Origin of the sequence: Amycolatopsis rifamycinica, from assembly GCF_000695625.1 — a bacterium.
In the GTDB taxonomy this organism is placed as follows: domain Bacteria; phylum Actinomycetota; class Actinomycetes; order Mycobacteriales; family Pseudonocardiaceae; genus Amycolatopsis; species Amycolatopsis rifamycinica.
This window is the reverse complement of sequence record NZ_JMQI01000047.1, coordinates 38,024-63,153: the sequence shown is the minus strand read 5'-3', so window position 1 is coordinate 63,153 and position 25,130 is coordinate 38,024. Positions and strand designations below refer to the sequence as shown.

Genomic DNA, 25,130 nt, shown 5'->3' with positions numbered 1-25,130 from the left:
GTGCGCACGATCGACGGGCCGGCCGACCACGTCGTCGTCATCGGGGCGGGGCTGGCCGGGCTTTCGGCGACCCTGCACCTGCTCGGCGCGGGACGGCGCGTCACGCTGCTGGAGCAGGCGGGCACGCCCGGCGGCCGGGCTGGGCAGCAGAACTTCGACGGCAACGCCGTGGACACCGGCGCCAGCGTGCTCACCATGCCGGAGCTGCTGGAAGAAGCGTTCGCCGCGGTCGGCGAGCCGCTGGCCAAGAACCTGCGCCTGACCCGGCTCGACCCCGCGTACCGGGCCCGGTTCGCCGACGGCACCTCGCTGGCGCTGCGCACGGACGGCGACGCGATGGAGGCCGAGATCCGCGCCTTCGCCGGCGCCCGCGAGGCGGTGGGTTACCGCGCGCTGCGGCGCTGGCTGACCGAGCTGTACACCGTGCAGAAGGACCGGTTCCTGGCGGCGAACTTCGACTCACCGCTCGACCTGGCCCGCCCCGAGCTGGCGAAGCTCGCCGCGCTGGGCGGCTTCGGGCGGCTCGGCCCGCGCGTCGGCCGCTACCTGCTCGACGAGCGCGTCCGGCGGCTTTTCACCTTCCAAGCGCTGTACGCCGGTCTCGACCCGGCGAGCGCGATCGGCGCGTACGGCGTCATCGCCTACATGGACACCGTCGGCGGCGTCTACTACCCCGAAGGCGGGATGGGCGAGATCGGCCGGGCGATGACCGGCGCCGCCGCGCGGGCGGGCGCGGACGTGCGGTTCGGCACCGAAGCGGCGTGGCTCGAGCGGGTGCATTCCCGGGTGCGCGCGGTCCGGACGCGTTCGGGCGAGCGGATCGCCTGCGACGCGGTCGTGCTGGCCACCGAGCTGGGCACGGCCTACCGGCTGCTCGGCGCGCGGCCCCGCCGTCCGCTGCCGTTGCGCTACTCGCCCTCGGCCGTGGTGCTGCACGGGCGGACGACCGAGAAGTGGGACCTCGGCCACCACACGATCTTCTTCGGCGGCGCGTGGGAGCGGACGTTCGCCGAGATCATCCGCGAGGGCAAGCTGATGAGCGACCCGTCACTGCTGGTGACGCGGCCGACGGCGACGGATCCGGGGCTGGCCGGGCGCGGCGGCGAGATCGTCTCGGTGCTCGCGCCCGCCCCGAACGTGCGTCGCGGCGCAATCGATTGGGACCGCATCCGCGGGCCGTACCGCGAGGAGCTGCTTCGCACGCTGGAGGCCCGCGGGCTGACCGGCTTCGGCGGCGGGTTCACCGTCGACGAGACGATCACCCCGGCGGACTGGGCGGCGCGCGGGCTCACGGCCGGGACGCCGTTCTCGCTCGCGCACACGTTCACCCAGACCGGTCCGTTCCGGCCGGCGAACCTGGTCCGCGCGGCGGGCAACGTCGTGCTGGCCGGCTGCGGCACCACCCCCGGCGTCGGCATCCCGCCGGTGCTGATCTCCGGACGACTGGCGGCGGAAAGGATCACCGGCCGGTGAACGAACTCGACGCGGCGGGCATTCTCGCGCCGGACCTGCGGGCGGCGTACACGGAGTGCCGCCGCATCAACGCCCACTACGGGCGCACGTTCTTCCTCGCGACCCGGCTGCTGCCGGCCCGGGCCCGGCCCGCCGCGCACACGCTGTACGGGTTCGCGCGGATGGCGGACGAGCTGGTCGACAACCCGGCCCCGGGCAGCGACCCGGCGGAGTCCCTCGACCGGGTGGGCGCGATGGTCGACGTCGTCTTCGAGGGCGGGGACCCGGCCGAGCCGGTGCTCGTCGCCCTGGCCGACACCGTGCGGCGCTACGGCCTCTCACGGGACTTGTTCGACGCGTTCCTGAAGTCGATGCGGATGGACCTGGCGCCGGTCGAATACCGGACGTTCACCGAGCTCGGCGAGTACATGTACGGCTCGGCCGCGGTGATCGGGCTGCAGATGCTGCCGGTGTTCGGCACGGTCGGCGCGGTGGAGGACGCCGAACCGGGCGCGATCGCGCTGGGCGAGGCGTTCCAGCTGACGAACTTCCTGCGCGACGTCGGCGAGGACCTCGACCGGGGGCGGCTCTACCTGCCCACCGCGGAACTCGCCGCCTTCGGTGTTTCGCGCTCGTTGCTCGAGGCGCGGCGGCCCGACCCGCGGATCCGGGCGGCGCTGGCGTACTTCGTCGCGCGGACGCGGGCGGTGTACCGGCGGGCCGAAGCCGGGGTGGCGTCGCTGCGCCCGGAATCGCGGCCGTGCGTGCGGACGGCGTTGACGTTGTACGAGGGCATCCTCGACGAGATCGTCGCGCTGGACTACGACATCCTGACCCGCCGGGCCGTCGTGCCGAAGTCACGGAGGCTGGTAGTCGCGCTACCACCCTTGGCCACGGTCTGGGCGCGCGAGACGTTCCGCGGCGGTCGTAGGCTGCGATCATGACCGAACGACGCATCCGGATCGGCCTGCAGCTCCAGCCGCAGCACGCCGACTACGACTCCATCCGGCGCACCGCGTCGGCCGCCGAAGACCTCGGGGCCGACATCGTCTTCAACTGGGACCACTTCTACCCGCTCTACGGCGACCCCGACGGCATGCACTTCGAATGCTGGACGATGCTCGGCGCGTGGGCGGAGTCGACGTCCCGGGTGGAGATCGGCGCGCTCGTCACCTGCAACAGCTACCGCAACCCCGAGCTGCTCGCCGACATGGCCCGCACGGTCGACCACATCTCGGGCGGCCGGCTCATCCTCGGCATCGGCTCCGGCTGGTTCGAGAAGGACTACGACGAGTACGGCTACGAGTTCGGCACCGCCGGCGGCCGCCTCGACGACCTCGCCGAGTCCCTGCCGCGGATCGAGAGCAGGCTCGGCAAGCTGAACCCGGCGCCGACCCGCAAGATCCCGGTGCTGATCGGCGGCGGCGGCGAGAAGAAGACGCTCAAGCTGGTCGCCAAGCACGGCGACATCTGGCACGGCTTCGGCGACCCCGAGGTCGTCGAGCGCAAGGTCAAGATCCTCGACCAGCACTGCGCGGACGTCGGCCGCGACCCCGGCGAGATCGAGCGGTCGTGCGGCGTCCAGGGCGAGCCGGACGAGCTGGGCCCGAAGCTGCTGGCGCTGGGCGTCACGACGTTCACCGTCGGCGTCGGCGGCCCGGACTACGACCTCGACGCGCTGAAGTCCTGGATCGCCTGGCGCGACAAGACCCAGGGCTGAGCTTCACCCGCGAGCCCGGTGCGCGGCGACGCGTTCGCGCGTCGCGCACCGGGGCGAGCAGAACCGTCGCGGGCTGCCGCCGCCCGTGTGGGCGAACGGCCTCCCGCACGACGGTGACGCACACAGCCCGCCCGGCACGTCCTGCCGCTCGGCCAGCAGCGACGCCAGCCCCAGCGCCGATGACGTCACCAGCCACGCGCCCCACGGCCCGTCGTCGGCCGCGTCCGCGTGCAGGTGCCAGCCGTAGCCCTCTTCGTGGTCCGTCAGGCGCGGTGGTCCCGCGTACGCCGCGAACAGCGCGTTGAGCACCGAAGCCGCCGATGCGACGTCGGGCGCCGCGAAGACCTCACGCAGTTCCCGGGCCGCCGCCCGCAGTTCCGCGACGTCCTCCGCGGACAGCGAGACGTCCGGTTCGCCGTGATCGCGCAGCACCCGCCCGACCGCGGCCGGGTCGGGGTCCGGAAGCAGGACGTTCAGCAGGTCCACCGCGCGCTGCACGGAATCGCGGTGCGGGAAGGCCATGCTCCACTGTAACGTCTCGATCATGCCAAGCCGTTACGCGGGCTACCTCGCCGGCGCCACCCTCGCCCGGACCGGCGACGAACTGTCCGGCCCCGCCCTGCTGCTGCTCGGGATGACCGCGGGCCCGCACGCCGGCGCGGCGCTGCTCGCCGGGCTGACCGCGGCGGCCGCCGCCGGCGGACCCCTGTTCGGGGCGCTGCTGGACCGCAGCCCGGCGCCCGGACGGCTGCTCGCCGTCGCGCTCGGCGGCTACGCGGGCGGGATCGCGCTGGTCGCCGCCACCTTCGGGCACCTGCCGCTCGCAGCCGTCGTCGCGGTGGCCGTGGTGACCGGCCTGCTCAACCCGGCCATCGCCGGCGGCTGGACCGCGCAGCTGCCCGCGGTCGCCGGGCCCGCCCTGCCGAAGGCCAGCCGTCTCGACGCCATGACGTTCACCGCCGCCGCCCTCGCCGGGCCCGGGCTGGCCGGGCTCCTCGGCGGTCCGACCGGGCTCGTGGTCGCCGTCGGCCTGGTCGCCACGGCCCTTCCGATGGCGTGGTCGCTGCCGAAGCGGCAACCGGCGAAGACGCGCCTCAAGGACGGCTTCCGGGTGCTGGTCCGCAACGCACCGCTGAGGCGGGCGACCGTCGCTTCGACGATCTCCTGCGCCGGCATCGGCATGGTCACCGTGTGTTACCCGCTGCTGGGCGCGGCGCACCTGCGCGGACCGGCGGACGGCGCGCTGCTGCTGACCGTCCTCGCCGTCGCGTCGCTGCTGGCCAACGCCGTCTTCGCGAGGAAGCCGCTGCCGTGGGCGCCCGACCGGACCGTCTGGCTGAGCACGCTCCTCCTGGCGGCGAGCTGCCTGGTCGCCGCGAGCGGGTCCGTCGTCGTCGCGGCGGTGCTGGCCGGATTCGCCGAAGGTCCGCAGCTCACGGCGTTGTTCGCGATCCGGCACCGCGAAGCACCGGAGCACGTTCGCGCCCAGGTGTTCACGACGGCCGCGAGCGTGAAGATCACCGGTTTGGCAGCGGGCGCGGCGCTGGCCGGTCCCCTGGCCGCGTGGTCGCTCCCGGCGTGCCTGCTGACCGCGACCGCCGTTCAGCTGGCCGCGGCCATGACCTGTCTGCGCAGGTCAGAACGCCATGGCCTGCGCGCGCCGCTTGACCTCGGTGCCGTGGCTGGTCCGCAGGGCGTTGATCGGCGTGCTGCCGGGCAGCGTGTCGTCGGCGGTGAACAGCCACCGCAGCATCTCGGTCCGGGAGAACCCGGAGTCGGCGAGCACGGTGATCGTCCCCGTGAGGCCCTTGACCACGCCGTCCTTCACGAAGAAGTCGCTGGGCACGCACAGTTCGCCGCCGCGCTTGAGCGCGATCAGCTGCCCGTCCCGCAGCATCTGCCGGACCTTGTTGGTCGAAGTCCCGAGGACGGTCGCCACCTCCGGCAACGGGAGGACCGCGATGGCGGTGTCGAGGATGTCTTCGGCGACAGGAATCCCACTCACAGGTGACACTGTGCCACATTCCGTCCCCGCACCCGCTAGTACGCACGGGTGACCCGCGAGGTCTCCTCCACGAGGCGTGCGCGGTTCCGTACGATCCATACTCGTGACACGCACCCAACCCAGCCTGGTCGGCACGCTCTTGGAGCGCCGCTATCGGGTGGACCGGCTGCTCGCCCACGGCGGAATGTCTTCCGTCTATCGGGGGACGGACACCCGGCTGGACCGTCCGGTCGCGATCAAGATCATGGACCCCCGCTTCGCCGACGACCGGTCGTTCGTGGACCGGTTCGTGCGCGAGGCGCAGTCCGCGGCGCAGCTGCACCACCCGCACGTCGTGGCGGTGCACGACCAGGGGTTCGACCTGCCGCCGGGTGCGGAGTCGGGGCTGGCGTTCCTGGTGATGGAGCTGGTGGACGGCGGCACGCTGCGCGACCTGCTCGACGACGAAGGCCCGCTGGACGTCGCGCTGGCGCTGAGCGTCGCCGAGCCCGTGCTGTCGGCGCTGGCCGCCGCGCACCGGGCCGGGCTGGTGCACCGGGACGTCAAACCGGAGAACGTGCTGATCGGCCGGGTCGGGCAGCACACCGGCGGGGCGGTGAAGGTCGCGGACTTCGGGCTGGTGCGGGCCGTGGCGAGCGCGGGCACGACCTCCTCGAGCGTCATCCTCGGCACGGTCGCCTACCTGTCGCCGGAGCAGGTCGCCACCGGCGCGGCGTCTTCGCGCGGTGACGTCTACTCGGCCGGGATCCTGCTGTACGAGATGCTGACCGGCCGGGTGCCCTACACCGGGGACACGGCGATCTCGGTGGCCTACCGGCACGTGAACGACGACGTGCCGCGGCCGAGCGGGCTGCGCCCGGACCTGCCGCCGGCGCTCGACGACCTGGTCGTCCGCGCGACGCGGCGGGACCCGCAGCTGCGGCCGGCCGACGCCGGCGAGTTCCTCACCGAGCTGACCGCGGTGCGCGCCCAGCTGGGGCTGCTGCCGGTGACCGTGCCGATCCCGGTGTCCCGCGGCCAGGGCGACCTCGCCGACACCGAGCGCACGCTGCCGCGGATCCCGCAGGTGCCGGACACCGGGAAGACGATGCCGGTGCACCGCCCGAACCCGCACCCCACCTCGAACCCGACGCGGGCCCTGACCCACGCCGCCGGGCCGGCGACCACGCAGGTCCCGCCCGTGGCGCCGCCCCCGCCGCGGCGCCGGAGCCGGCCGGAGCCGGAGAAGCCGCCGCAGGACAACCGCAAGCGGATCCTCGTGATCGCCGCCGCGGTGCTGCTGATCGGCGGCCTGATCGGGGCGTTCGCGTTCATCCTCACCGACACCGGCGGCGACAAGACCGCGCGGGTGCCGAAGCTGGTCGGGCTGAACCAGGCCGCGGCCGGCGACGCCCTGCGGGCGGTGAAGCTGACCCCGCGGTTCAGCCAGGAGTACGACAACACGGCGCCGTCGAACACGGTGCTGCGTGCCGACCCGGCGGAGGGCACGCCGCTGTCGCCGAACGCGACGGTGTCGGTGGTGCTGTCGAAGGGCCGCCCGCAGGTGCCGGACATCCAGCCGGGCACCGCGCTCGCCGACGCCGAGCAGGCGATCAAGGCGGCGCAGCTGACGCCGGTCCGCGGCGGCGACGACTTCGACGCCGAAGTCCCGCAGGGCGCGGTCATCCGCACGACGCCGTCGGCGGGCAGCCAGCTGACCATCGGCGGCCAGGTCACGATCACCGTGTCGAAGGGCCCGATCCCGCTGCCGCCGGTCCCGGACGTCACGGGCCGGTCCAAGGACGAGGCGTTCCAGCTGCTGCAGCAGGCGGGGTTCGAGCCGTTCCAGGCGGGCGAGGAGTTCAAGCAGGAGATCCCGGCCGGCGCGGTCACCCGGACCGACCCGCCGGCGAACTCGCCGGCCAAGGCCAAGCGGATCGGCGTGTTCGTCAACAACGCCGTCCAGGTGCCGGACGTCCGGTTCCGCTCGTTCGACGACGCCCAGAAGCTCCTGGAGCAGGCGGGCCTGAAGGCCGACCGCGAAGGCGGCCGGGGCCGCGGCAACGGCGGCGGCTTCGACTTCGTCTTCCAGCAGGACCCGCAACCGGGCACGTTCGTGGCGAAGAACTCGAAGGTCAAGCTGAAGGGCTTCGGGGGATGATCGGCAGCCGAGGCCGCGTGACGGGCACGATCGGCCCCGGCCTCATCGGCGAGGTGCTGCTGAACGTCCGGGGCGGCACGGAGGCGTTCTACGCCTACCCGGCGGACCCGGAGGAGACGTTCACCTCCGGCACCCAGGTGCTCGTGGTGGACTTCGAACCCCCGCGGACGGTTTATGTCGAACGGTGGCAACCGCTGAGCCGCTGACGGCGTCGAAGGGGCACCAACACTCACAACAGAAAAGAACGAGGGGGTCGGTGCCATGAGTCTCGTGGAAATCCTGCTGTACGCCGCGGGCGGACTCGTCGCCGTGCTGATCTTGGTGTTCGGGGTCCTGCGCCTGCTGTACAAGGTCGCCGAACCGAACGAGGCGCTGATCATCTCCGGGCTCGGCGTCCGCGTCGACCGGGCGGACACCGCGGACAGCCTGGGCTTCAAGATCATCACCGGGCGCGGGGTGAACGTCATCCCCGGCTTCCAGACCGCCCGGCGGCTGTCGCTGGACACCCGCGGCGTCAACCTGCAGGTCTCCTGCGTGACCAAGCAAGGGCTGCCGGTCACCGTGCGGGCCGTCGTCATCTACAAGGTCGGCGACGACTTCGCCTCGATCGCCAACGCCGCCCGCCGGTTCCTGGACCAGCAGAAGGGCATGAACGACACGATCCACGAGCTGTTCTCCGGCCACCTGCGCTCGATCGTGGGCGGGCTGACCATCGAGGAGATGATCCACAACCGGGACGCGCTGACCGGCGAGGTGCGCCAGTCCTCGGCCACCGAGATGATCAAGCTGGGACTGATCGTGGACTCGCTGCAGATCCAGGAGATCGACGACGAGTCCGGCTACATCAACAACCTCGGCAAGCCGCACGCCGCCGCGATCGCCGCGTCGGCCCGGATCGCCGAGGCCCAGCGGGACCAGGAGGCCGCCGAGGTCGAGCAGGTCTCCGCCGCGAAGAAGGCCGCCGCCGTGCGCGAGAGCCAGATCCAGCAGGCCGGCTACCAGGCCGAGGTCGACCAGGCACGGGCGAAGGCGTCGCAGTCGGGACCGCTGGCCGAAGCGACGGCGCGCCAGGAAGTCGTCGTGCAGGAGACGCGGGCGGCCGAGCTGGAGGCGGCGCTGGCCGAGCAGCGCCTGCAGTCCCAGGTCCGCAAGCCGGCCGACGCGAAGGCGTACGACACGCGGACCGCGGCCGACGCCGCCCGTGACGCCTCGATCGCCAAGGCCCAGGCCGAAGCGAGGGAGACCGAGCTGCGGGCCGCGGCGGACGCGACCCGCGTGAAGACGGCCGCCGAGGCCGAGGCCCAGGCCACCAAGGCCCGTGCCGAGGCGATGGCGGGCGCGACCCGGGCGACCGGTGAGGCCGAGGCCGCCGCGGCCAAGGCCCGGGGCCTCGCGGAGGCGGAAGCCGCCAAGGCACGCGGTCTCGCCGAAGCGGAGTCGGCCCGGGCGAAGGGCCTGGCCGAAGCGGACGCGATCAAGGCGCGCGCGGCGGCGCTGGCGGAGAACCAGGAAGCCGTCGTCGCGCAGCAGCTGGCCGAGCGCTGGCCGGAGATCGTCGAGGCGGGCGCGAGCGCGTTCGGCAACGTCGACCACATGGTCGTGCTCAACGGCGCCGACGGCATGTCCGACATGTTCGCCAAGGCGCTGTCGCTCGGCGGGACCGGCCTCGGCCTGGCCCGCCAGCTGATGGACGCCATGGGCAAGCCGGCGGACAAGGAGCTCGACGAGAGCGCCCGGCGCAACGGCGAGCTGAAACTGAGCGACTGATCCCTCACGCTGAGTGTACGGCTCCTGTGTCCCAGATCACAGGACACCGGGGCCGTACCCCCGTTCGGGGGCGGAAATTCCCGCGCTCTTGTCCTACCGTGGGCGCATGGTGCCGGACCGTGCGTCGCGGGCCGCCCGATGAGCTTCTTCACCGGCGGTCCCCGTGAGCGTCCCCTGTTCCCCGTTCCGGAGCAGGAGCTTTACGCCTTCAACGGACGGCACTGGACCGATCCCCCGCGCGAGTACATCGTCCCGGCCGTGCTGCCGTGGGCGCAGCCGCTGGGCCGGTCCGAGCGCACGGTGGTGGCGCTGCGGGTCATCGAGGTCTGGCCGCAGGCGCTGACACTGCGCGTCACGGTGTACTCCCGCGACAGCCTGGTCGACGACCCCGGCGAGGGGCTGATCGACCACCGGCGCAAGCCCGACTACAACGGGCTGCTCATCGGCGTGCTCTACGCCGACGGCAGCCGGGCGAGCTCCGAGACGATCTCGGTGCCGTCCGCCTCCGAGCCGGAGGCCCCGGTGCTGCGGGCCCACCCGGTCGGCGGCACGCGGTTCGCCGTCGAGCACGAGGTGTTCCTGTGGCCGCTCCCCTCGGCCGGCCCGCTCAAGCTGGTCGTGCAGTGGACCGACCGCGAGATCCCGGAAACCCGCACGACGCTCGACGGCGGCGCGATCCGCGCCGCGGCGAAGGACGCCGCGGAGATCTGGCCGGGACTCGGCCGGCGGCAGGTGAACGGCCTGCCGGTGCGCCGCGTCGGCAAGCAGGTGGCCCTCACCCCCGATTGGGGCACGCCGGTGGCCCGTGCGGAAGAACCCGAGCATGCTCCGGGGGAATGAGCCCGTCCGCGCGCTGTGAGCCGGGGCACCACGGCCCGGGGTGTCTCGAATGGCGGAACGGGGTCGCTCGTTAGCGTGGTGGAAACACTCCGACCACCCGGCCGTCATGCCGGGCTGGTGCAGTGGGTTCCTTCCCTTCCGACGCACGTGGCCGTGCGCCCCCCGCGAACCCGGAAAGGTCGCCCATGGCAGGCTCGCCGCTCAGCGCACTCGACGTCGCTTTCCTGTGCCTGGAAAGCGAAACCACCCCGATGCACATGGGGGCGGTGGTCACCTTCGCCGCCCGCCGCCCGGTCGACCCGGCCGCGTTGACGGCGTTGCTCGCGCGGCGGGCCGCCCGGTTGCCCAAGCTGCGCCAGCGGGCGCGGGCGGAGCTGTTCCCCCCGGGTTCGGCCAGCTGGAGCGACGATCCGGGTTTTGTTGCGGGCAACCACATTCACCACGTCGTGTTGAGTTCGCTGTACGAGCCGGACCCCCTTTCGGCGTACGCGTCACAGTGGATCGCCGAGCCGCTCGACACGGCCCGCCCGCTGTGGGACCTGACGCTCGTCACCGGGCTGCCGGACGGGAAGTTCGCGCTGCTGCTGAAACTGCACCACGCGCTGACCGACGGCGCCGGCGCGTACGCGGTCGCGGCCGGGCTGCTCGACGGCGTGAAGCTGCCGGAACGGATCTCCGCGCCGTCCCGGCCGATCCCGGCTCCCCGCTCCACTTTGGACACGGTGAAGGACGCGCTGGGCTCGGTGTGGGGCCAGGCCAACGAGGCGGCCGGGATCGCCTCTTCGGTGGTGCGGGCCGCGCGCCCGGCGCTGTCGCCGGTGTCGGCGCCGCCGTCGGCCGAACGGCGGCTCGGCTTCGTGCGGCTGCCGGTGACCGAGCTGCGGCAGGTGCGCCGGGCGCACGGCGGCACGACCAACGACGTCGTCCTGGCGGTGCTGTCGGGGGCGCTGCGCGAGTGGCTGGTCAACCGCGGGCAGCGCGCCGACGGCCGCACGCTGCGCGCGCTGATCCCGGTGAGCGTGCGCGGCCGGGCCGGCGAGCAGCTCGGCGGCAACAAGCTCTCGGGGTACCTGTGCGACCTGCCGGTCGGCGAGGACGACCCGGTGGAGCGGCTGCGGGTGGTCCGCCGGGCGATGACCCGCAACAAGGCGGCGGGCCCGAGCCGCGGCGCCGGCGCGCTGCCGCTGCTGGCCGGCCGCGTCCCGCCGCTGCTGCACCGCCTGGGCACCCGCACGGCGGGCCGGGCCGCGCCGATGCTGTTCGACCTGGTGATCACGACGGTCCCGGTGCCCCCGGCCCGCCTGTCCCTCGACGGCGCCCGGATGGCGGAGGTCTACCCGTTCGTGCCGCTGGCCCCGCGCCACGCGGTCGGCATCGCGGTGGCGACGTACCGGGACTCGGTCCACATCGGACTGCAGGCCAACGGCGCGGCGGTGCCGGACGTCGGCTCGCTGCGGGACGCGGTCCTCAAATCCGCGGCCCGGCTCCTCGACGCCTCCTGACCACCCCGCCCCGACGTGGCCTTGGGCGCGCTCGACGCACCGAAGGCCACCTTGGGGCGGTCGTGGGCGGCTCAGCCGCGGAGCATCTCCGCGACCAGGAACGCCAGCTCCAGGGACTGCTGCGTGTTCAGCCGCGGGTCGCAGGCCGTCTCGTAGCGGCCGGACAGGTCGACGTCCGAGATCTCCTGGGCGCCGCCCAGGCACTCGGTGACGTCCTCGCCGGTCAGCTCCACGTGGATGCCGCCCGGGTAGGTGCCCAGCTTGTTGTGCACCTCGAAGAAGCCCTGGACCTCGTCGACGATCCGGTCGAAGTGGCGGGTCTTGTAGCCGGTGGACGACTCGTGGGTGTTGCCGTGCATCGGGTCGCACTGCCAGATGACCTTGTGGCCGGACGCCTCGACCTTCTCCACGATCGCCGGCAGCACCTCGCGGACCTTGCCGTTGCCCATCCGCGAGATGAGCGTGAGCCGGCCTGGCTCGAAGCGCGGGTCGAGCCGCTCGACGTACTCCAGGGCCTGCTCCGGGGTGGTCGTCGGGCCGATCTTCAACCCGATCGGGTTGGCCAGCAGCTCCGCGAACGCGATGTGCGCGCCGTCCAGCTGGCGGGTCCGCTCGCCGATCCAGAGGAAGTGCGAGGAGAGGTTGTAGAGCTTCGGGTTCGTCGAGTCCGCCTGGTCGAGCCGCAGCATGGAGCGCTCGTAGTCGAGCAGCAGCGCCTCGTGGCTGGCGAAGATCTCGGTGGACTGCAGCGACGTGTCGGTGACGCCGCACGCCGACATGAACCGCAGGCCGCGGTCGATCTCGTTCGCCAGTGACTCGAAGCGCTGCGCCGCCGGCGAAGCCGACACGAAGTCCTTGTTCCAGTCGTGCACCTGGTGCAGGTCGGCCATGCCCGCGGCGGTGAGGGCGCGGACCAGGTTCATCGCCGCGCCCGCGTTCGCGTAGGCGCGGATCATCCGGCCGGGGTCCGGCACGCGGAGGTCGGGCTTGGCGACCAGGGAGTTGATGATGTCGCCGCGGTACACCGGCAGGCCGAGCGCGTCCGTCGCGGCCGAGCGCGGCTTCGCGTACTGCCCGGCGATGCGGCCGACCTTGACCACCGGCAGGCTGGCGCCGTAGGTGAGCACGACGGCCATCTGCAGCAGCGTGCGCAGGTTGGCCCGGATGTGCGGCTCGGTGTTGGACTCGAACGTCTCCGCGCAGTCGCCGCCCTGCAGGAGGAAGGCCTCCCCGCCGGCGACCATGGCCAGCTGGCCCTTCAGCCGGTCGATCTCGGCCGGGACGGTGATCGGCGGCACGCTCTCCAGCACGGCGCGGACCCGCCGGGCGGCCTCGGGGTCCGGCCACTCCGGCTGCTGCGCGGCCGGGAGAGCCAGCGCCTTGTCGAGCCGCTGACGCAGTTGGGGCGGCAGCGGCGGCAGCTCGGGCAGTGTGTCGACGGGGACGTCCACAGTCCAGTTCACACCGACCAATATAAGGTCAAGGCCGTGCTCCGCTTCGCCTGGTTTGCCCCTGAAGGCGGGGCGTCCTGAATCCAGGTGCCCACACTGCCCCTCGCCGTCGCCCGGGTAGCCGCTGACCTGGGGACTGCTGATGTCCGAGGGGCGAGACGCGGCCAGTGAGACGGCCACCACGTGACCCACCGGACGGGCGCCGGGTCCCGCTGCCCGGCCGGTCCGCCGGCGGGGCGGCTACCGGGTCCGGGCCCCCGCCCTGCGCCGCCCCCCGGGGATCGCGTGTCCCCTTCAGCGTCCAGACCGGCAGGAACCGTCCGCCGCGGGGAAGACCCCGTCCCGCAGATAGCCCAGCACGGCTTCGTTTCCGCACGCGTTTTCCCGGGTGAACACGCCGTGCCCGCCGGCGTCGACGGTGACCATCCGCGCGCGGGCCCCGAACGCCGCCCGCGTCTCCCGGGCGCCCGACAACGGGGTCGCCGGGTCGCGCAGGTTCTGCACCAGCAGGATGTTCGCCGGGCCGGGGCCGCCGACGCGCACCGGCGGTTCCGCGCGTTCGACGGGCCAGAACGCGCACGGGTTCACGTTCGCCGCGGCCGGGCCGAACATCGGGTGCCGCGCCCGTTCGCGTTCGACCGCGTGCCGGTAGTAGCCGACCTGCTCGGGCCAGTCGGCGTCGTTGCAGAGCACCTGGAGCTGGAGTGCGGCGCGGTTGTCGCCGTCGAGCGGCCCGGCCGCGGCGCGCGCGGTGCCGGCCCACTCCCGGGCCACGTCCGGGAAGAAGGCGTCGTCGTAGAGCCCGTTCCACGTGTCGGACCGGAACTCCGGCCCGCGGACGGCGGCGAGCTCGAAGAACCTGGCCGTCACCGCCGCCGGCGTCCGCCCCAGGTGGTAGACGTCGTCGCGCTGGGCCGCCCACGCGGCGAAGTCGGGGAAGCGGTCGTCGAACCCTTCGGCGAATCGCTGGTTGGCGCGGACGTCGAGACCGTGCGGGCCGAGAACGCTGTCGAGCACGATCCGGTCGGTGCGGCCGGGGAACATCGACGCGTAGGCGGCGCCGAGGTAGCTGCCGTAGGAGAGGCCGTAGTAGGAGATCTTCTTCTCGCCCAGCGCTTCCCGGATCCGGTCGAGGTCACGGGCGGTGTTCGCGGTCGTCATGTGCGGCAGCAGGTCCTTTGTGGACGCCCGGCCGCATTTCTCCGCCACGGCGCGGGCCCGCACGGCGGTGGCCGCGACGTCGGCGGGTCCGTCCGCGTAGGGGCCCAGCACGGCGCCGCGCTCCTCCGGCGTGGTCATGCCGCACGTGACCAGCGTGCTGGAGGCGGTGCCGCGCGGGTCGAAGCCGATGACGTCGTAGGCGTCCGGCAGGCCGGAATCGCCCAGGCGTTGCCGCAGCTGGGCGGGCATGGCGAGGCCCGGGCTGCCCGGCCCGCCGGGGTTCATCAGCAGCACGCCGCGGCGCTTGCCGGGGGTGCCGGCGTGGCGGGACAGCGTGAGCTCGATGGTGCGATCCGGGTGGGCGTAGTCGAGCGGCACGCGCAGGGTGGCGCATTCGAGCCCGGCCGTCGGGGACGGCGTCATGCCGTAGTCCGGGCAGGGCGTCGTCCACCGCAGCGCCGGGGCCGCCTCCGCGGGTGGCGCGGCGAGCAGGGGCAGGAACGCCAGGGCGATCAGGGTTTTCCGCATGCCCCGAGCCTGCCGCGGCGGCCGCGCGCGGACGTCAGCCCAGGGGCCGGAACTTCCGCTCCGCCCCTGGGCTGACGCGGATCACGCGGCTTGCGCGCGGTTGTACAGGTTCTGCGCGTCGGTGCCGAAGTACGGCCCGAACATGTAGCCGGGCAGGAAGTTGTAGCCGAAGCTGTTCACCGAGGCCTGCACGCCGGTGCCGGTGCCTTCGTTGAACGACAGGAACCACGGCCCGCCGCTGGAGCCACCGGTCATGTTGCACTGCATGCCGTGGTCCTGGGTCAGCAGGAAGTCGGTGAAGGTGCTGCCGCTGCAGTAGATCAGCTTCGTCCCGTCGTAGGGCGACGCGGCCGGGTAGCCGAAGGTGTACATGCTCTGGTTCTTCGGCTGGTTGAAGGCGATGCCCTGCGCGCCGACGACGTCGGTGAGCCGCTGGCCGTTCAGCGGGTTCACCACGGCCATGCCGACGTCGTAGTTGATGTCCTCACTGGCTTCCCACTGCGGCGTGGTGAGCGTGGTCTTCGCGGCCCACTGGCCGTACGGGGCGTTGCCGTTGTCGTAGCCGGGCACGAAGACCCACTGGGTGTGCCAGGTGCCCTGGTACTTCACGCAGTGCCCGGCGGTCACGACGACGCTGCCGTTGGTGCTGGTGACGGCGTCCCCGGAGCAGGACGCTTTCTGGCCGTTGAAGAGGAAGAACACCCGCCCGGCGGTCTGGGTGACCTTGCCGCCGCCGGTCCAGGGCCCGCCGCCGTTCGGAATGCTCTGGATGATCGTGCTCTGCCCTCGCGCGACGTCTTTCGGCGTGACGGCCGGAGCTCGGACGAGGGAGTCCATGGGAACGGCCGCCCGCATGGCATCGGGCGTCCAGAAGGGTTTCGCGGCGGCCTGGGCCGGGATCCCGACCAGGGCGAACGCGAGAGCGAGGATTGCGGTGATCACCGCGGTTTTCGTGTGCTTCAAGACGCCCCACCTTCCGCAGAAGTGAATCGTCGCAAAGGCGACACAGCTACTCGAAAGTAGTTGCCTGAGCACACAGTGCACAGCCGCCGTCCGGCGTAACACTTTCAGGCTGGTCAGGTGTCTCGGGGCCCAGCCCCAGCCGCGCTTCCTGCAGGGCCACGAACTGATCGACGACCTCGGCCAGCGCGGACTGCTCGATCGGGTTCAGCAAGGGGACGACTCGCGCCCATTCGCCACGCTGCATGTACTGGGCGAGCACTCGCGATCGGAAAGGCCCGTCGACCCGGCCCGCGATCGCCAGCAACGCCGTTTCCTGCTCGAAACCTTCCAGCGACGTGGCTGCCAACTGCAGAGCCCGCTCGCCATCGTGCGCGGCGAACTCCTCGAGAAACCCCAGGGCTACCCTGCCGCGCTTGACACCGAGACCGCTCAGGATTTCGAGCCCATTGTCGCACCCCGCAGCTCCCAGCGCTTTCGCCAGCGCTTCGACGAGTTCATCGGTCTTTTCGTCACCGCTCACCCTCTGGACGATGCCGACGGCGTCATCGGTTCTCCCCATGGTGCACAGTTCCTCGATGACCCGGCTCTGCGCCCACGTACGTCCATGGTTGCTCATCACAGCATCCGCTTGCTCGAGCGCTCGGTCAGGAATTCCTGCCGCACAGAAGAACTCGACCGCACACCGTTTGTCTAGGTCGTCGATCCACCCACCGGGAAGGTCGTCGACCCGTTGAACGATGCGGAAGACTTCGCTACTGTTCTCCCCAGAACGGAGACGACGAAGCAATGGCGTGAGCGTCTTCATCACCTTTGCCGGAGCGCCAAGCCGGAAAGCGAGCGACTCCGCGATCTTCACGTCGCCCAACTCCGCCAGGAACCGGGCGACCTGCTCGATGTTGTAATGAGCCACATCGGAAACCAGGAGCACCCCGGCGAGCCGCTCGGCAGCCGCGAGATTCTTCGTCGTCGTAACGAGTTTTATGAAGCTCCGCAACGCGCCGCCGTAACGGTAAGAGCCACCTACCCGGCGAGCGATCGCTTCCGCGCGCCCGGCCAGTGCCCGTGTCTGTTCGAGGTCACCCGCCTGCAGAGTACCCTCGGCCATCGCCGTCAGCGCCTCCGCCCGCGCAGCGAGTCCGATCTCGCTCTCCGTATCCGGCGCGCTGTGGTGCAGCAAAGCTTCGACGCGTTCGACTGCACCCTTGGCGCCGAGGTGTTTCAGCACCAGGTGAAGGCCGAGTTTGCCGTAGTAAGGGCCCACCCCACCGAGTGCGAACTCCGCAAAGTCGACGTTGTCGTCTTCGAGGACGATCTCGAACAGGTTCAGCAGTATGCCTCCGCGTCGCGACTCTTCGATCTCGGTCAATCCGGCGAACGCCGATTCCGGATCGGTCCGCGCCGCCGCTTCGAGGTCCATCCCGATGCGCAGATTCCGCGCCGGTTCCTCGTCCAACTTGCCGACCAGCCGGTGCGCTTCGGAGGCTTTGCCGGACCGCATGAGCGTCCGAGCAGCTTGCTCGACCAAGCCGGGCAGGTATTCCGGAATCAACTCGGAGGAAAACCGGATCGCGGACTCCGCGAATCCCGCCTCGATCAACGACCTCGCCACCGAATGGATCGCCTGATGCCTCGCTGTTCGGTCACCGATCTCGACGGCGGCCGTCAGGAGCAGCTCGGCATCTTTCGGCCGTTCGGCGGCAGCGATCGAGATGAGCGCTTGCGCGCGCCAATCGGAATTCGCGAAGCCTTCGGCCAGCGATCTCGCGCGGACGAAGTCCCCGGTCCCGGCCACCGCGCTCACGAGCCGGTTGCGAAGGTGGATGCGCCGATATTCGTGCCGGACTTCGGCCACCAGCCGGTCGACGCGATCGGTCAGCCCGGCCTTCACCATGACCTCCACCAGTTCACCGATGGCTTCGGCCCGTCGGTTCTCCTCCGAAATCGACCGTGCCAGCGCTTCGGCCCGGTCGAAGTCGCCCATCCTGGCCCACAGCGCCGGGAGCCGCGCGGGCGTCCGCGCGTTCCGGTCGCTGAGGTCGTCGCGGTGCATGGTGAGTTTGACCAGGCTCACGACGTCGGGGGCGGGCGAAGCGCAGATCACTGCGTGGGCTTCGGCGACTTCGGCTTGGGCTGCTTCTTCGCCGCCGGTGACCTCGATGAGGCGACGCTGTCTCGCCAGGTCCGTGACACACTCGACCATCCGCTCGAGCTGCCCGGCTTCCTTGAGCAACCGCGGGTAGCCGTGCAACAGGAATTGCGGCGTCTCGGGCGGCCATCCCCTGGCTTGATAGCTCTCGGCCCATTTCGTGATCTGCTCAGCGTAGACGCGCACCGCTCCTCTCCGAGCCTGTCCGCTGCTTCGGCGTACAGGCCCTGATGGCCGAGCAGGTAGACCTCGGGAGCGGTCTCGGGCCGCCAACGGGCGTGCCGACGGCTGAAGGCCCGGCTTTCGACGCTGTTCAAGACCTCGCTGATGCGGGTCCCGCCCAGAAGCTCGCCGAGATCTCGGCGGCTGAGTCCGCTGCGAGCGGCCACGAGCAAGCCGAGGACGTCCTTCGCTTCGCCTGCGTCCGCACGCAGCAGTCGATCGAGGTCGTGCTTCATCGCGTACTTCGCCGCGGAAGCCGCGGGAGAGGGTGCGAGTTCGCGAACGATCGCCGGATCACGCAGGGGGTGATCGTCGGGCAAGACCGGCGGGATGCCGGGATTCGGCCGACCCGAGACGATGACCCGCAGGCCATGGGCCGGCCGCCGGGGAAGCAGGGCAGCGATGCTCCTGGCGCCGTCCTCCTCCCCCGCGCCCCGGTCTTCGTCGAGCCCGTCGACGACGAGGACCAGACGTTCGCCGCGGTCCGAGTACCGCTTCGCGGCGGCGTCGAGCAGACCGCGGAAGTCGGATTCGCTCGTCGGCTCAGGGGACTTGACCCGCAGCACCACCGCCAGCTGCGGAACCACTTCGGCGAGGAAACCCGCCCGCGTGTCGGCCCTGGTGTCCCGGGCCGTGATGAGGAACGAGACGACCCGGACTTCCGGGGGCGCGTTGAGGATGAACCAGGACATCAGCGCGGTCTTCCCGCTCCACGCTTCCGCCCGCCACCACGCGTAGGAGGGCGCCGGGTCGGCAGCCAGGCAGAACCGGGTCAGCTCGGCCAGCTCGGTCTCGCGTCCCACCAACCTCCCGGGCGCCACGTCGCGAACCGTGCCGATGTACCAGGACTGCGCCACGCCGAGCTCGTTGAACTGGATGTCGCCGGCCACGGTGCCGACCTGGAGGACGTTCCCGGTCAGGTCGCCACCGATGGTGATCGAGTTCTCGATCGTGCCGGGCTCGGCTTCCGGCTGGGTCATCGACGATCCTCCCCGTCACCGTTCGCTGGCTCTGCCAGCGTCGCCGAGGGTACGCGCGCTGTTACGACGAAGGCCCCCTCACCAGCGGCGAGGGGGCCTTCCGACGTAACTCGATCAGACGACCGCGAGCGGCAGAGCCGTCGGGTGGACCGGAGCCGGCAGGTCCGACGCGCCCGTCAGGTACGTGTCCACCGCGTTGGCCACCGAGCGGCCCTCCGCGATCGCCCACACCACCAGCGATGCCCCGCGGTGCGCGTCGCCGCAGACGAACACGCCTGGGGTCTCCGTCTGCCAGTCCGCGCCGCAGGACAGCGTTCCCCGGCGGGTCAACGACAGGCCCAAGCCGGAGAGCAACGGCATCTCCTCGACGCCCTCGAAGCCGATCGCCAGCAGGACCAGGTCCGCCGGGAGGGTCTCGATCTCGTCGTTGATCGGGATGACCTCGCGGCGGCCGGAAACCGGGTCCTTCTGCACGCGGACCTGCTGCAGCTCCACCGCCGTCACGTGGCCCTCGGCGGAGCCCACGAAGCGGCGGACCGCCACCGCGAACTTGCGCTCGCCCGCCTCCTCGTGGGCCGGGTACGTGCGCAGGATGTACGGCCAGGTCGGCCACGGCGACCGGGCGTCGTCGCGGACCGTGGGGGGTGTCGGGTACTGGTCGAGCTGGGTCACCGACAGTGCGCCCTGGCGGGTGGCCGTTCCGTAGCAGTCCGCGCCCGTGTCGCCGCCGCCGATGATCACCACGTGCTTGCCGCGGGCGTCGATCGCGGGCGGGCCGTCGCCCTCGACGAACTTGTTGGCCGGGACCAGGTGCTCCATCGCCAGGTGGATGCCCTTGAGGTCACGGCCGGGTGTCGTCGTGTCGTCGCGGCCGCGCAGGGCGCCGACCGCCAGGACCACCGCGTCGTACTGCGCGCGCAGGTCCTCCACCGACAGGTCGACGCCGACCTCGCAGCCCGTCACGAACCGGGTGCCCTCCTTGCGCAGCTGCGCCAGGCGGCGGTCGAGGACCTTCTTCTCCATCTTGAACTCGGGGATGCCGTAGCGCAGCAGCCCGCCGAGGCGGTCGTCGCGCTCGAAGACCGTGACCTCGTGGCCGGCGCGGGTCAGCTGCTGGGCGGCCGCGAGCCCGGCCGGTCCGGAGCCGACGATCGCGACCCGGCGGCCACTGGACACTTCGGACACCTGCGGCTGGACGTAGCCCGCTTCCCAGGACTGGTCGGCGATCGTCTGCTCGACGCGCTTGATCGACACCGGTCCGCCCGACAGCGGCGAGATCGACAGCACGCAGCCCGCCTCGCACGGCGCCGGGCACAGCTTCCCGGTGAACTCGGGGAAGTTGTTGGTGGCGTGCAGCCGGTCGCTCGCCGCGGCCCAGTCGCCCCGGCGGACCAGGTCGTTCCACTCCGGGATCAGGTTGCCCAGCGGGCAGCCGGAGCCCCCGGAGTGGCAGAACGGGATGCCGCAGTCCATGCACCGCGACGCCTGCTTGCGCACCTGTTCGTTGCGCTCGGCCGGGTCGACCTCCGCGTACACCTCGCCCCACGAGGAAAGCCGTTCCTCGTAAGGCTTCTTCTTCGGCTCTTCGCGTTCGTACTTCAGGAAACCGGTCGGGTCAGCCACGAGCGGCCTCCATGATCGCCTCGTCGACATCGCGGCCGGCAGCACGCGCTGCCTTCGCCGCGTCCAGAACCCGCTGGTAGTCGCGCGGCATCACCTTCGTGAACGCCGCCGAGCGGCGCGGCCAGTCGCCGAGCAGCGAGGCCGCCACCGCGGAGCGGGTGAGATCGTAGTGCCGTTGCACGGTTTTCTTGAGCCACGCCAGGTCGTCGGCGGTCGGGCGCAGCAGGTCCACCATGTCCTGGTTGACCTTCTTCGCGTCGACGTCGAGGACGAAGGCGATACCGCCGGACATGCCGGCCGCCAGGTTGCGCCCGGTCGGGCCGAGCACCACGGCGCGGCCGCCGGTCATGTACTCGAAGGCGTGGTCGCCGACGCCCTCGGCGACGACCGTGGCCCCGGAGTTGCGGACGCAGAAGCGTTCGCCGACCTGGCCGCGGAGGAAGATCTCGCCGCCGGTGGCGCCGTAGGCGATCGTGTTGCCCGCGATCGTCTGCGCCTCGGCCGCGAAGGACGCCTCCGGGTCGGGGCGGACGACGATCCGGCCGCCCGACAGGCCCTTGCCGACGTAGTCGTTCGCGTCGCCGACCATGTCGAGGGTGATGCCGCGCGGCAGGAACGCGCCGAGCGACTGCCCCGCCGAGCCGGTGAGCGTGACGTGGATCGTGCCCTCGGGCAGGCCGTCGCCGCCGTAGCGGCGGGTGATCTCCGAGCCGAGCAGCGTGCCGACGGTCCGGTTGACGTTGCGCACCGGCAGCTCGATGTTGACCTGGTGCGCGTCTTCCAGCGCCGCCTCGGCGAGCTGGATGAGCGTGCGGTCCAGGGCGTGCTCGAGACCGTGGTCCTGGCCCCGCGTACGCCGCTTCGCGCCGCCGTACGGCGTCTCCTGCGGCATCTCGAAGATCGGCGACAGGTCGAGCCCGGAGGCCTTCCAGTGGTCGACGGCCTCGTCGGTGTTCAGCAGCTCGGCGTGGCCGATGGCCTCGTCGAGCGTGCGGAAGCCCAGCGCCGCCAGGGTCTCCCGGACTTCTTCGGCGACGAACTTGAAGAAGTTGACCACGTGCTCGACCTGGCCGGTGTAGCGCTTGCGCAGTTCGGGGCTCTGCGTGGCGACGCCGACCGGGCAGGTGTCGAGGTGGCAGACGCGCATCATGATGCAGCCCGCGACGACCAGCGGCGCGGTCGCGAAGCCGTACTCCTCGGCGCCGAGCAGCGCCGCGATGACGACGTCGCGCCCGGTCTTCATGGCGCCGTCCACCTGCACGGTGATCCGGTCGCGCAACCCGTTGAGCAGCAACGTCTGCTGGGTCTCGGCGAGGCCGATCTCCCACGGCGTGCCCGCGTGCTTGAGCGAGTTCATCGGGGACGCGCCGGTGCCGCCGTCGTGGCCCGAGATGAGCACGACGTCCGCGTGCGCCTTGGACACACCGGCCGCGACCGTGCCGACGCCGAGCGAGGACACCAGCTTCACGTGGATGCGGGCGTGCTCGTTGGCGTTCTTGAGGTCGTGGATCAGCTGGGCCAGGTCCTCGATGGAGTAGATGTCGTGGTGCGGCGGCGGCGAAATGAGGCCGACGCCCGGCGTGGAGTGCCGGGTGCGCGCGATCCACGGGTACACCTTGTTCGGCGGCAGCTGGCCGCCCTCGCCGGGCTTCGCGCCCTGCGCCATCTTGATCTGGATGTCGTCGGCGTTGACCAGGTACTCGCTGGTGACGCCGAAGCGGCCCGAAGCGACCTGCTTGATCGCGCTACGCCGCTCGGGGTCGTAGAGCCGCTCGGGGTCCTCGCCGCCCTCGCCGGTGTTGGAGCGGCCGCCGATCCGGTTCATGGCGATGGCCAGGGTTTCGTGCGCCTCGGCCGAAATCGAGCCGTACGACATCGCGCCGGTGTTGAACCGCTTGAAGATCGCTTCGGCGGGCTCGACCTCGTCGAGCGGCACCGGCTCGCGGACGCCGTCCTTGAACTTGAACAGCCCGCGCAGCGTGCCGCCCTCGCGGTAGAGGCGGTGCACCTCTTCGGTGTACTTGCGGTAGACCTCGTCGCGGCCGGTCTTGGACGCGTGCTGCAGCAGGAACACCGTCTCCGGCGTGAACAGGTGCAGCTCGCCCTCGCGGCGGTAGGCGTACTCGCCGCCGGTGTCGAGGCCGCGGTGGACGCGGTCGGTCGGGTTCTCCGGGTACGCGCGGCGGTGGCGCGTCGCGACCTCTTCGGCGAGCACCTCGAGGCCGACGCCGCCGAGCTTCGACGACGTCCCGGTGAAGTACTCGTCGAGCAGGTCCTGGCTCAGGCCGAGGGACTCGAAGACCTGGGCGGCGGTGTAGGCGCCGACCGTCGAGATGCCCATCTTGGACATGATCTTCAGGACGCCCTTGACCAGCGCGTACACGTAGTTGCGGACGGCCTTGGCGGGCTCGATGCCGGTGACCGCGCCCTGGGAGATCATGTCTTCGATGGTTTCGAAGGCCAGGTACGGGTTCACCGCGGCGGCGCCGTAGCCGAGCAGCAGCGCGATGTGGTGCACCTCGCGCGCGTCGCCGGATTCGACGACCAGCGCGACGCGCAGGCGTTCCTTGGTGCGGACCAGGTGGTGGTGCACCGCCGACACCAGCAGCAGCGACGGGATCGGCGCCATCCGGTGGTCGGAGTCGCGGTCGGACAGCACGAGCGTGCGCGCGCCGGCCGCGATCGCCTCGGAGGCCTCCCGCCGGACGCGCTCGATCGCCGAGGCCAGCGCCGCGGCGCCACCCTCCACTTCGTACAGTCCGGAAAGGACGCTGCAGGCGAAACCGGGGAGGTCGCCGTCGTCGTTGATGTGGATGAGCTTGGCCAGCTCGTCGTTGTCGATGACGGGGTAGGGCAGCTTGAGGTGGCGGCAGGACGCCGGGCCGGGGGCCAGGAGGTTGCGCTCCGGGCCCATGATCCGCGCCATGCAGGTGACGAGCTCCTCGCGGATCGCGTCCAGCGGCGGGTTGGTCACCTGGGCGAAGTTCTGCTTGAAGTAGTCGTAGAGCAGCCGGGACCGCTTCGACAGCACCGCGGGCGGGGTGTCGGACCCCATCGAGCCGATCGGCTCGGCGCCGTTGGTGGCCATCGGCGCGAGCAGGATCTTGAGCTCTTCTTCGGTGTAGCCGAAGGAAAGCTGGCGGCGCAGCACGGAGTCGTGGCTCTGCACGACGTGGTCGCGGTCGGGCAGCTCGGCGATCTTGAGCAGGCCCGCGTGCAGCCACGAGTCGTAGGGCAGCTCGGCGGCCAGCGCGGACTTGACCTCTTCGTCGTCCACGATCCGGCCGGCCTCGGTGTCGACCAGGAACATCTTGCCGGGCTTGAGCCGCCCCTTGGCGACGACGTCCTTCGGAGCGACGTCCAGGACGCCCGCCTCGCTGGCGAGCACGACGCGGTCGTCGGCCGTGCGCCACCAGCGCGCCGGGCGCAGGCCGTTGCGGTCCAGCACCGCCCCGACCAGGCTGCCGTCGGTGAAGGTGACGCAGGCCGGGCCGTCCCACGGTTCCATGAGACTCGCGTGGAACTGGTAGAAGGCGCGGCGCTCGGGCTTCATGGTGGCGTGGTTCTCCCACGCCTCCGGGATCATCATCAGCACCGCGTGCGGCAGCGACCGGCCGCCCAGGTGCAGCAGCTCGAGGACCTCGTCGAAGGACGCCGAGTCCGACGCGTCCGGCGAGCAGATCGGGAACAGCCTGCTCAGGTCGCCGGGGATGACGTCGGATTCGAGCAGCGCCTCGCGGGCCCGCATCCGGTTGCGGTTGCCGCGGATGGTGTTGATCTCCCCGTTGTGGGCCACGAACCGGAACGGGTGGGCCAGCGGCCACGACGGGAAGGTGTTGGTGGAGAAGCGGGAGTGCACCAGCGCGATGGCGCTTTCCAGGCGTTCGTCACGCAGGTCGGCGAAGAACGCGGGCAGCTGCTCCGGCGTCACCATGCCCTTGTAGACGATCGTCCGCGAAGACAGCGACGGGAAGTACGTGCCGCAGCCGGAGTTCGCGCTTTCGTGCTCGACGCGCTTGCGCAGGCAGAACGCGAGCCTGTCCAGCTCCAGGCCGGCTTTCCCCTCCGCCGTCACGAAGAGCATGGCGAAGTGCGGCATGACCGAGCGGGCGGTCGGGCCGATGTCGGCGCGGTCGGCGTCGACCGGGACCTCGCGCCAGCCGAGGACCTCCAGGCCCTCTTCGACGGCGATGCGTTCGGCCAGCTCGACGGCCTTGCGGCGCTGCTCGGCGTCTTGGGGCAGGAACGCGATGCCGGCGGCGTAGGCGTGGTGGCCGCGCTCGTCGGGGGTGGGCAGCTCGAAGCCGGCCTCGGCGCGCAGCAGCGCGTCGGGGAGCTGGAGCAGGATGCCGGCGCCGTCGCCGGAGGTGGGCTCGGCGCCCGCGGCGCCGCGGTGGTCGAGGTTGGTCAGCGCGGCCAGGCCGTCGGTGACGATGCCGTGGGAGCGGCGCCCGCGGATGTCGGCCACCATGGCCACCCCGCAGGAATCCTGTTCGGTCTCCGGGTCGTAAAGACCCTGCTTGCCGGGAATGGCGGAGAAGATCATGAAGGGACCTCCTTCGTCGTCTTGTCGTGCGGGGCCGGGCTACCGGCCGGGGAGCGCACGGGACGACGATGGCCCGCTTGTTAG

18 protein-coding genes are annotated in these 25,130 nt (G+C 71.6%); 8 read left to right on the top strand and 10 right to left on the bottom strand.

Annotated features, from left to right (window positions below):
• The 3 genes from crtI to DV20_RS21930 are packed head-to-tail and all read left to right on the top strand — an operon-like array spanning position 1 to position 3,172.
• Entirely contained in the window at positions 1-1,473 is a 1,473-nt protein-coding gene (gene crtI, locus DV20_RS21940) for a phytoene desaturase family protein (protein ID WP_043783203.1), read from the top strand.
• Complete coding sequence (locus DV20_RS21935) at positions 1,470-2,396, top strand: phytoene/squalene synthase family protein (RefSeq protein ID WP_043783202.1); 927 nt, start codon at positions 1,470-1,472, stop codon at positions 2,394-2,396. The genes crtI and DV20_RS21935 overlap by 4 nt, the downstream gene beginning before the upstream one ends.
• The gene (locus DV20_RS21930; protein ID WP_043783200.1) at positions 2,393-3,172 is read left to right on the top strand and encodes an LLM class F420-dependent oxidoreductase; all 780 of its coding nucleotides are present in this window, start codon (positions 2,393-2,395) and stop codon (positions 3,170-3,172) included. The genes DV20_RS21935 and DV20_RS21930 overlap by 4 nt, the downstream gene beginning before the upstream one ends.
• 3 nt (positions 3,173-3,175) lie before the next feature.
• On the opposite strand, the gene DV20_RS21925 is transcribed toward DV20_RS21930, so the two are convergent.
• From DV20_RS21925 to DV20_RS45585, 4 genes are all read right to left on the bottom strand, one after another.
• A complete protein-coding gene (locus DV20_RS21925; protein WP_043783664.1) occupies positions 3,176-3,694 on the bottom strand; it encodes a CGNR zinc finger domain-containing protein in 519 nt (172 codons plus the stop codon).
• A gap of 249 nt (positions 3,695-3,943) precedes the next feature.
• On the bottom strand, positions 3,944-4,360 hold the full coding sequence (locus DV20_RS46675) for a hypothetical protein (protein ID WP_235190913.1): 417 nt from the start codon (positions 4,358-4,360) through the stop codon (positions 3,944-3,946).
• A 6-nt stretch (positions 4,361-4,366) separates the two neighbouring features.
• Complete coding sequence (locus tag DV20_RS46670; RefSeq protein ID WP_235190912.1) at positions 4,367-4,693, bottom strand: hypothetical protein; 327 nt, start codon at positions 4,691-4,693, stop codon at positions 4,367-4,369.
• A gap of 115 nt (positions 4,694-4,808) precedes the next feature.
• On the bottom strand, positions 4,809-5,177 hold the full coding sequence (locus DV20_RS45585) for an Rv2175c family DNA-binding protein (protein ID WP_160169751.1): 369 nt from the start codon (positions 5,175-5,177) through the stop codon (positions 4,809-4,811).
• A 103-nt stretch (positions 5,178-5,280) separates the two neighbouring features.
• On the opposite strand from DV20_RS45585, the gene pknB reads away from it, so the two are divergent.
• The 5 genes from pknB (at position 5,281) to DV20_RS21895 (ending at position 11,426) form a co-directional block, all read left to right on the top strand.
• On the top strand, positions 5,281-7,317 hold the full coding sequence (pknB, locus tag DV20_RS21915; protein ID WP_043783197.1) for a Stk1 family PASTA domain-containing Ser/Thr kinase: 2,037 nt from the start codon (positions 5,281-5,283) through the stop codon (positions 7,315-7,317).
• Positions 7,314-7,523 carry a hypothetical protein gene (locus DV20_RS21910; protein WP_003100783.1) on the top strand — a complete coding sequence of 70 codons (210 nt, stop codon included), beginning with the start codon at positions 7,314-7,316 and terminating at the stop codon, positions 7,521-7,523. Before pknB ends, DV20_RS21910 begins: the two co-directional genes overlap by 4 nt.
• A 55-nt stretch (positions 7,524-7,578) precedes the next feature.
• Entirely contained in the window at positions 7,579-9,084 is a 1,506-nt protein-coding gene (locus DV20_RS21905) for an SPFH domain-containing protein (RefSeq protein WP_043783194.1), read from the top strand.
• Positions 9,085-9,222: 138 nt separating this feature from the next.
• Positions 9,223-9,924, top strand: a complete 702-nt coding sequence (locus tag DV20_RS21900; protein ID WP_043783192.1) for a hypothetical protein — start codon at positions 9,223-9,225, stop codon at positions 9,922-9,924.
• A gap of 185 nt (positions 9,925-10,109) precedes the next feature.
• Positions 10,110-11,426, top strand: coding sequence for a wax ester/triacylglycerol synthase family O-acyltransferase (locus tag DV20_RS21895; protein ID WP_084093595.1), 1,317 nt, complete (start codon positions 10,110-10,112; stop codon positions 11,424-11,426).
• Between the two features lie 71 nt (positions 11,427-11,497).
• Here the strand turns inward: DV20_RS21895 and DV20_RS21890 are convergent, their stop codons facing one another.
• The 6 genes from DV20_RS21890 to gltB form a co-directional block, all read right to left on the bottom strand.
• Positions 11,498-12,889, bottom strand: coding sequence for a class II 3-deoxy-7-phosphoheptulonate synthase (locus tag DV20_RS21890; RefSeq protein WP_043783191.1), 1,392 nt, complete (start codon positions 12,887-12,889; stop codon positions 11,498-11,500).
• Positions 12,890-13,171: 282 nt separating this feature from the next.
• A complete protein-coding gene (locus tag DV20_RS21885) occupies positions 13,172-14,566 on the bottom strand; it encodes an alpha/beta hydrolase (protein ID WP_043783189.1) in 1,395 nt (464 codons plus the stop codon).
• An 81-nt stretch (positions 14,567-14,647) separates the two neighbouring features.
• Positions 14,648-15,529: a trypsin-like serine peptidase gene (locus tag DV20_RS21880; RefSeq protein WP_043783187.1), complete on the bottom strand. Its 882-nt coding sequence runs from the start codon at positions 15,527-15,529 to the stop codon at positions 14,648-14,650.
• 46 nt (positions 15,530-15,575) lie between these two features.
• Entirely contained in the window at positions 15,576-17,861 is a 2,286-nt protein-coding gene (locus DV20_RS44220; RefSeq protein ID WP_200876476.1) for a tetratricopeptide repeat protein, read from the bottom strand.
• Between the two features lie 1,130 nt (positions 17,862-18,991).
• The gene (locus tag DV20_RS21870) at positions 18,992-20,500 is read right to left on the bottom strand and encodes a glutamate synthase subunit beta (RefSeq protein WP_043783185.1); all 1,509 of its coding nucleotides are present in this window, start codon (positions 20,498-20,500) and stop codon (positions 18,992-18,994) included.
• Entirely contained in the window at positions 20,493-25,046 is a 4,554-nt protein-coding gene (gltB, locus tag DV20_RS21865) for a glutamate synthase large subunit (protein WP_043783183.1), read from the bottom strand. The genes DV20_RS21870 and gltB overlap by 8 nt, the downstream gene beginning before the upstream one ends.
• Positions 25,047-25,130 lie beyond the last annotated feature (84 nt).